Raw genomic sequence first — 8,733 nt, 5'->3', positions numbered from 1 at the left:
CCCCCGCTCACCCCCCGCAGGGGAGAGGAGTCTCCCGCCCCAGTGCATACAGAGACGAACTGAACATCAGCATAACCCAACGTCTAATGGATTACATCGGAAAGCCCTAACGCCGCTCACTGCGCTCCCCTCTCCCGCTTGCGCGGGAGAGGGGCCGGGGGTGAGGGCGTTCCCCTCAATTCGATCCCCCCGCTACGGCTTCTGCTGGGGTAAACGGACGTCAGCCACCTGCCAGCCTCTCACGGTAAAGGTGACTGTAATCTCAAATCGTACCTTGCCATGATGACAGGTAAACTCGAGTGGCACATCCAACCTGGTTCCCAGCAAGGGCCAATCGGGTGCACGGTACGGCCCAAGCACGATCATCGGCGGCTGATGCACCTGATGCCAGCTATCGATCAATAGACGGAGCACAACGGGCTGATGGATCCCGGTAGCAGTGGCCTGTAGTGCTGCCTGGTCATGTTGCTCAATAGCACGGAGCAGCTTGTAGATTGGTACAGTTGGCTGATGAAATGGCCGCATCAAGCGCACAAGGCTCTCTGCTACATAGCCAGGCATTGCCGGCATATAGCACAGCAGGATCAAGACACCGGTCAAACCGGCAAGAATAGAGCGCTGCATATCATTTCCTGACTAGATATGGCGACAAAGCCGGTAGCGATCCTGATGTTCGCTACCGGCTATTGGTACTCCTACTTAAGCGTGCGCAGGTACGCCATCAAATCGGCCATCTGCTGATCGGTCAGATTGTGCGAAGGCATGTAGCCAATTTTACCGGTACCACCGGTGCGGATCCACTCGGCTACATTTGACTCACTGCGCTCTTTCCCGTTGGGCAACAGACCGTTGTAGTCTACACCTTTGGGCAGGTTTGGACCGCTGGCACTAAACAGACCAGCCAGCCCCGGTCCAATCAGCACTTCTTTTGTCGTAGTATGGCAGGGTGCACACTGCCCGAACACCTCCTGACCTCGTTGCGCATCACCTTTCACCGAGATTGACGTATCAAGCAACACGGCTGGTAGTTCGTTGGTTGCTGTGGAAGATGACGACGTGGCCTGATTGCCCCCACCACAACCGGCAATCAGTGCAAGCAAAAACAACGCAAAGATCCATGCACTCATGCGTTTCATTGGTAAATCTCCTTTGCAGCTCCGAGACATGCCAGAGAACACACGTACCTTACGAGCAGGAGACGTGCAGCGTCTCTGCAAATCCTGCTCAGTCAGACCATCCGCAAACGCTGAGGCATGCAACGCGGTGGCGGTCTCGGTGGAGCGTAGGAGAGACCAGGCAAGAAAGATAGAGAACGGACACAGAGGAGGAGAATAACGACGAATACCAGAATGCCGGCTACAACCGGGGGGAGGGACTCAAAGACCGCTCGTGGCCACACAGATTTGATAGGCATCGATGCAAATTGGCCATGATCAACCGACACCGGCAGAGGTGCATCACAGAAAAAAAAGCTCACAGAGGTGACCTCATTGGCCTGCATCCAATCGTGGATGAGGCAGTGCAATACACAGCTCAGGGGGCTTAATAGACCCAGCTCAACCACTACCAGGATGGACAGGAAGCGTAACCCCCATGCACTTAATTGCTGTAATTGCCGATTATAGCGGCCATTGTGAAAGATTGTGCTATTTTTCACGCTTCTATCATGCGATAGTGCAGGTTGTTTGTCAAGCACCCAGTGGAGAGATTCCGCAACTTTCTGGCCGCAATGACAGGGAATGGAGTACGGGGAATAGCAGCAAGATGGGCATGACCGTCCCGTTTACAATACCTGACATGATCGATCCCGTTCGTCTCGGTTTTGGACAAGACGAACGGGATCGGCGGAGAGGGGGAAAGAGTCACTACTTACTCTAACGTGCGCAGGTATGCCAGCAAATCGGCTATCTGCTCATCAGAGAGAGGCATTGGCGGCATGGAACCGATACTCCCCGATCCACCAGTCCGAATCCACTCGGCAACATTGGCCTCACTCCGCTCCTTGCCGTTCGGCAACATACCCTGGTAGTCAACGCCATCCGGCAACGTTGGCCCATTGACGCTAAACAGACCGGCCAATCCTGGACCAAGTAGCACATTCGTAGCCGTAGAATGACACCCTGCACACGACGAAGCGAAAATCGCCTGCCCGCGATTGGCATCACCCTTTGCCGAGAGCGACGTATCGGCTAATGCTGGCGGCAGAGGCATTTCTACATGCTCAGATGAAGCAGCAGAACTTTCCGACGAACCGGACTGCTGGGCGGCAGCAGCCTGCTCTGACGTAGTTGCCTGGGCAGGTGTGGCTGCCTGTTCAGAAGCGGGGGCCGACGCAGGTGCTGGAGTCTGCACAGCACTGCCGCAGGCGGCGAGCAAGGCCAATAACGTCAACCCATAGATCCAGTAGAGTATCTGTTTCATCAGACGTCTCCTCACAATTGAAACATTCCATTTGCGAACAATTACAACCATCAGGAAGACCTGCAAGCCTTCTCAGGTTTCGATAAACACCAGGTATGGCTAGTATAGACAAATGAACTGAGAAAAGAGAAGATCCAAAAGCGTCAACATCGTGAACCAAACAGCTCATCTTGAAGGCAATACCAGATGGCGATCACGATTCCACACCCGGTTTAGAACGCTCGCACTTCGCGCTATCGCAGCACTGTCGACAGTGAGCGCACAGCCGTGCACCCCTACCGATATGGCAATCGGCCTCCAAACCTGCAATGGATAGCAGCTCGCACATCACCACCAAAACCACACACCGACGTAGACACCGATCACACGCAGGTTCCTCGTGTCGCATGGTTTGGAGTGCGCAGCCGTGCTGCCGCATCCACCGTCCGCCAGACCTGGCGCTTGTCGCACCGGTTCCATCAACACCGGTAGAACAGCAAGCAGATCACACAATCCAACCATCACCCCGGCCCTGAGCGATACATACCGTGTGCAAACGATACTCTCACCCTGGGAACGCACACCTCCGGCGCACTCAACCGGCCCACGACAGCGGCGACAGCCACCCCCACTGGCGACTCCCGCCCCCAGCGGGGCGGGCCGGGGTGGGGGCGGGTCGGCATACGCTGGGAACGCACGCCTCCGGCGCACCCAGTTGGATGTCGCACCCTAAACCAGCCCACAACAGCGGCGACAGCCCCCCACTGGCGACTCCCGCCCCCAGCGGGGCGGGCCGGGGTGGGGGCGGGTCGGCATACGCTGGGAGCGTGCACCTCCGGTGCACTCATCACCCTGCCTGCGTAGGCGACTCCCGCCCCCAGCGGGGGCGGGCCGGGGTGGGGGCGATACAAACCCAGAAAACTGGAAAGCGGAAAGCGATGCACAGTGGTTCCACCACTGGTCACGCAGCTGGCGCATGCGTCGTTAGCAAGCCACGCTGCCACTCGCTGGTCTCCCCTCTCCCGTGCCGGGCACGGGAGAGGGGCCGGGGGTGAGGGCGTTCAGCCCATACAGCAAATCCACGTCTGAGGAACAGAATCAATAGCAAATAAACACCACCACCTCACCCTTACCGGTTGGCGAGGACTTCCCGTGGCAACGTTGTCGGATCAGGGGTTACTGTTGGCTCAGGGGCAGGACCGGTATCCGTCCAGCCCTGACTTTCGAGGGTCATCGGTACATCGGCAATCACCATGTCGTGGTTACAAACAATCTGGCACGAAAGCCGGTATTGCCCAAGCAATCCTCGTTCACTCAGTTTGGCGTACTCAGCCGCCGTCATCTCTTCCGGCTCACCTTCAGCAAACGCCACCCGGCAGGTCGTGCAGCGGGCATAACCGCCACAACGGTGACCAATCGCAATCCCGGCCTGCTCAATCGCCAACACCAGCCGGGTACCGGCTGCAACATCAACTGCACGATCACCAATCGTGATCTTGGGCATACATCCTCCCTCGACAATGTGTTAATTGCGATAGTAGTATATTTTCAAACTACCATGAGACGAACACGCTGTCAACACCGGCGACGTTCACTGCCGATCTGACCGTACTACTACACTGCTATCGCAGAAACCGTCGTCCTGACATCGGTCCTAGCGAAGATCAACTTTCTCCATTAACAGACGTACATAATTGCGCAGTTCTGCCGCAGTACTACCGGTAGCGTCATCAACGACCTGAGAATCGGCGAGATCGCCCAGCAACGTTTGCGCACTGCGCAGAGTACGGCGTGCCGCTTCGGGTTGCCGAAGCTGCGTATACACATGAGCCATACTAATATACCCGACAATTAAGCAGGGATCGAGGTATACGCTCCGACGGTACGCAGCTAATGCGGCTTCGAGGTGACCAACATGCTCAGCGATTTGACCCTGCAAATGGTATGCGGGTGCGAATAGCGGATGAGCTTTGATCAGAGCTTCAATCTGCGTCTGCGCCTGTTGCCAGTCACCCCGATCAGCCGCCGTGCGAGCCGTGTGCAGTAAGTCTTCAGGACGAGCAGGTGCAGGAGTTGATGCGCCGGACAGCACACCCGGCGAGGTAGGGGCAGATGATGCACGGGGAGGTAGAGAGAGTGATACCGGTGAGGCAGGCAGGGCTGGTGGAGACGACGGCACTATGTGCCCGGATTGATCCGGCGTTGATGCGTTCGTAAACAACGGTGCCTGTAAAGGTTTGCGGTAAAGAATGGTTCCCGGCGCGTTATGGGTTTCAAATTGTCGGTAGAGCACTACGTTCGGTTCAGCATGACCAACCACCAGCCAACCGCCGGGAACCAGCGCATCGTACAACCGCTGCACGACCTGCCGTGTCGTCTCCTCATCGAAATAGATCATGACATTGCGGCAGAAGATCAGGTCGAAGGCCACAATCCCCAGGTGCGGTGCCGGGTAGGTCGGCTCAGCAAGATTGAGCTGAGCAAATGTTACGGTTTGGCGAATATCATCATTCAAGCGCCACAATCCCTTTTCCGGTTCAGCCACAAAATAGCGGTCACGCAAATCATCTGGGGTTTCGCGAAATGACCAGTTACCGTAGCGCGCTTCACGGGCACGGTTGAGAAACCGACGATTAATATCGGTGGCCAGAATACTCACCTGCCAGGGTGGATTGGCGGGCAGCACTTCGTGCAACGTAATTGCCAGCGAATAAGGCTCCTCACCGGTTGCACAACCGGCACTCCCGACCCGGAGATAGCGCATCGTTGCACGGCGTTGCATCAGGTCGGGGAGGATGATGTCACGCAGAGCCGCGAATTGTGCGGCATTACGAAAAAAATAGGTCTCACCAATGGTAAGCTCGGCAATCAGCTCATCCCAGGCTGACGGACGGCTCTCAACCATAGCCAGAAGTTGCTCAAAACTCTCCACTCCCAGATATAATGCCAACCGTTGCAGGCCATGGGTCAGATCAGCACGACGCTGCTCTGGGTAAGACAATCCAGCACGTTGGCGCAATAGCGTCGCAAACCGATTGTACAGCTCATCCGACAGCATAAGCATCTCTCTAACCTGCCAGTCTGAAGAAATCGTTGAACACAGTCACCCTACCCAATAATCCCTACATACTGCTTCCGTTCTCTTCCTCCCTCTCTCCTACTTTCCTATTTCCTCTCTCCCCGCCCTTATTCCCTCTCTCCTGGATTTCCTACTTCCTACTTCCTCTGTCCTATCTCCTATCCCCTACTTCCAACCTCCTAGCTCCTCTTTCCTATCTTCTATCTTCTATCTCCCATCTCCCCTCCCTTTCCCAGCACTGCCGCAATCGCCATCCCCAATTGTTCCAGTGGTAATTCATGATGAACAGCGCCGCGGACTTTGGCCATCTTCGGCATCCCATAGACAACACACGAAGCTTCATCCTGACCAAACGTTGTCCCACCGACTCGCACCAGTTCCAGCAGCCCCTGGGCACCATCGTCACCCATACCGGTCAAAATTACCCCAATCGCACGCGCACCATAATGGCGGGCCACACTGCTAAACAAACGGTCAGCACTTGGACAATAGCGATCAGCCGGCGTATTCTTTTTTATGTCAACTGCATGGTATTGGGTCAGCTCAAGGTGGTGGTCATCTCGTGGCAGATACACCCGACCGGGCAGGATCGGCGTCTCTTGTTCGACAACATGAACCGGCAATGAAATGGTGCCGGCAAGCCAATCAGCAAAAGCCTGCATAAATCCTGATGTCACGTGTTGAGCGATCACAATGGGCAGTGGGAAACTACTTCCCAAATCACGAAGGATCGTTTGGAGCGCTGCCGGACCACCGGTTGAGGCCGCGATAGCCAGGATGGCATATTCCCTGTTGACCTGATCTATCCGCTTCGGCGTCAGCCGCGGTGGATGGCGGGTGACCACCTTAACCCCGGCCATTAAACGTAAAGTACGGATCAAATGGTCACGATCAGCAGCACTGGCAGGATCGGCAGGGCCAGATGGTTTACGGACAACCGCCAATGCCCCGGCTGCCAGTGCAGCCATAACACGTTGTTCCGCATCGCCATCGCCGGTGCTTGAACTAAAGAGCACAATTGGAGTTGGGCGTTGTTGCATAATTTGGCGGGTTGCTTCATACCCATCGAACACCGGCAAATGGATATCCATTGCTACCACATTCTGACGAGTCAGATCGAAGCCATCCAAACGCGGCATATCAATATCGCTCAGGACAAGCTGACATCCACCCTGATTTTGCAAGTTGTGCAATCGTTCCAGGGCCTCCTGACCATCAGTTGCCAGCACAACCCGATAACCGGCGGCTTCCAGGATGTTCTTCTCCAATGTACGAGTCGTGATTGAGTCATCAACCACGAGGATTGTGGGCGAACGGGTAGGCGCAGGACTGGCAGTCGGTAACATCACTCCATGCTCAACCGTCAGGGCTGTCCGTAGCAGGCCGACTGCATCGAGAATCGGTGCCACACTGCCATCAGCGAGAATTGCCGCGTCACTTACAAAGCGAACCCGTTGTAATGGTGGTGGCAGCCGGTGAACGACGAGATCGATCTCTTCGCCGATAGAATCAACAATACAGGCAATTTGTCGTTCATTACTCCCGATCAATAACGCCGGCTTGGGGCTAAGGAAATCGATCACTGTCTCTGACGAAAAACCGATGAGTCGGGCCAGCGAAATCAGTTGGAGTGCTCGTCCATCAACAATTACAACCGGACGGCCTTCCAGAGTGTGAATTTGTGTACGGTTGACCTGCACCACACGGCGCAGACTATCGACCGGTAAGGCAAAGACTTGATTATTCACATACATCAGCAGCCCGTGCGTGCGCATAAGGGTGAGCGGGAGTGCCAGTGTGAATGTTGTCCCCTGACCAGGAATACTCATCACCGTCACGCTCCCCCCCATTCGCTCGACAGTTGTCCGCACGACATCAAGACCAACACCGCGTCCCGACAGCTCACTGACCTGTGCTTTCGTCGAGAAACCCGGAGTAAACAGGATATCCATAATTATCGCATCATCGACATGCTCACTGTCGTGTTGACTCAACAAACCGAGCCGGAGCGCATGCCGTTTAATATCTTCCCGATCAATCCCGGCGCCATCGTCACTGATCACAAGATTGAGGCGGTCACTGCTGGCGTTCGCCGTCAGACGGATCATACCGGTGGGTGCTTTCCCTCTGGCCTTACGCACTTCAGGGGGTTCAATCCCATGATCCACTGCATTGCGGAGCAAATGCAGACAAATCTCATACACCTGATCGAGGACCTGACGATCAGCCTCTGCTCCGGAATCCTCGACGACAAATGTCACTTCTTTCCCGGCGCTACGAGCCAGATCGCGCACGTGCAGGCGTAACGAGCCAACAATCCTGCTCAGGGGCGACATGCGGGTACGCTGAACCTGGGCCTGCATCCGCGTGCTAATATCGGCCAGGAGATCGTGATTATCGCGGGCCTGATAGGCAAGCTGAGTCAATGTTGTGCCAAGTGCACTGATAACATCATTTGCCTGCCTGAGCATATCGATGACAATCTGTTGTTGACTTTGCGGAATGAGATGACCATCAGCATGCAACGATGATCCATGGCGCAAGAACGGTGCAGTTCGCCGCCAGGTGCGCTGCCAGCGCTCAGGCAGCCGGGCCAGTTCTTGCAGATCACGGGCAAGCTGACGGGTACGCAGCGTGCTTGTTAACAGCTCCCCCATGTCGCTCATCAGATTGTCGAGAACGGCGACATCAACCCGGACACTTGTTTCGGCGGTCAGCGATGGCACCGATTGCCGGGGAGAAGCTTCTGAGGTGAACGAAGATGGTGATGGACTGGCTGCTCCGTTATCGTGAATATTCTGGCCGATTGACATCAGGTGAGCGAGTAAGTCATCCAATGCATCCTGATCGTCTATCTGCCCCGGCACCGCCTGTTCCATCAACGCGCCGACAACATCAAGTGCCTGATAGATCACATCACAAATGTCAGCAGTGAGCGTAAGCTGGTCCTGGCGCAGGGCAGCAAAGATATGCTCAATATGATGAGCGATCTGCTCAACGCTTTTGACACCGGCAGCGCGTGCGCCACCTTTCAGACTGTGAGCGGCACGAAACAGATGATCAATCAGCTCACGACGACGAGGGTGATCTGGTGTCCGCTCCAGATCGAGCAGCATATCGATGATTGCTTGACGATGCTCGGCCTGTTCTGCACGAAAGACGGCCAGCACCTGCGCCTGAATATCGTCATCAGAGAGCATATAAACCTCTTATTCGGATGAGCGTAAGGTCGCAAGCCGGTAGATGAAGACGAT

The 8,733-nt window shown here is 55.6% G+C and carries 6 protein-coding genes; all 6 read right to left on the bottom strand.

All coding sequences use genetic code 11. The features are described from left to right. Window positions 1–192: 192 nt before the first annotated feature. Window positions 193–624 (bottom strand): hypothetical protein, encoded by a 432-nt coding sequence (locus tag VAE57_RS11210; protein WP_322821967.1) that lies wholly within the window; start codon window positions 622–624, stop codon window positions 193–195. Window positions 625–695: 71 nt separating this feature from the next. Continuing rightward, window positions 696–1,136: a cytochrome c gene (locus tag VAE57_RS11205; protein WP_322821966.1), complete on the bottom strand. Its 441-nt coding sequence runs from the start codon at window positions 1,134–1,136 to the stop codon at window positions 696–698. A 733-nt stretch (window positions 1,137–1,869) separates the two neighbouring features. After that, window positions 1,870–2,421 (bottom strand): cytochrome c, encoded by a 552-nt coding sequence (locus VAE57_RS11200; RefSeq protein WP_322821965.1) that lies wholly within the window; start codon window positions 2,419–2,421, stop codon window positions 1,870–1,872. Window positions 2,422–3,529: 1,108 nt separating this feature from the next. Next, window positions 3,530–3,904, bottom strand: a complete 375-nt coding sequence (locus VAE57_RS11195) for a 2Fe-2S iron-sulfur cluster-binding protein (RefSeq protein WP_322821964.1) — start codon at window positions 3,902–3,904, stop codon at window positions 3,530–3,532. Window positions 3,905–4,054: 150 nt separating this feature from the next. After that, on the bottom strand, window positions 4,055–5,458 hold the full coding sequence (locus VAE57_RS11190) for a CheR family methyltransferase (protein ID WP_322821963.1): 1,404 nt from the start codon (window positions 5,456–5,458) through the stop codon (window positions 4,055–4,057). A 221-nt stretch (window positions 5,459–5,679) separates the two neighbouring features. Next, window positions 5,680–8,679, bottom strand: coding sequence for a chemotaxis protein CheB (locus tag VAE57_RS11185; RefSeq protein WP_322821962.1), 3,000 nt, complete (start codon window positions 8,677–8,679; stop codon window positions 5,680–5,682). Window positions 8,680–8,733: the final 54 nt, after the last annotated feature.

The sequence above is a fragment of the Chloroflexus sp. genome (genome assembly GCF_034434295.1).
Lineage (GTDB): Bacteria > Chloroflexota > Chloroflexia > Chloroflexales > Chloroflexaceae > Chloroflexus.
The sequence above is the reverse complement of the archived record's forward strand: the minus strand, read 5'-3'. Positions and strand labels throughout refer to the sequence as shown.

Coding starts and splice junctions, on each gene's coding strand:
- VAE57_RS11210 (WP_322821967.1), bottom strand. CDS start 624: ATGCAGCGCTCTATTCTTGCCGGTTTGACCGGTGTCTTGATCCTGCTG.
- VAE57_RS11205 (WP_322821966.1), bottom strand. CDS start 1,136: ATGAAACGCATGAGTGCATGGATCTTTGCGTTGTTTTTGCTTGCACTG.
- VAE57_RS11200 (WP_322821965.1), bottom strand. CDS start 2,421: ATGAAACAGATACTCTACTGGATCTATGGGTTGACGTTATTGGCCTTG.
- VAE57_RS11195 (WP_322821964.1), bottom strand. CDS start 3,904: ATGCCCAAGATCACGATTGGTGATCGTGCAGTTGATGTTGCAGCCGGT.
- VAE57_RS11190 (WP_322821963.1), bottom strand. CDS start 5,458: ATGCTGTCGGATGAGCTGTACAATCGGTTTGCGACGCTATTGCGCCAA.
- VAE57_RS11185 (WP_322821962.1), bottom strand. CDS start 8,679: ATGCTCTCTGATGACGATATTCAGGCGCAGGTGCTGGCCGTCTTTCGT.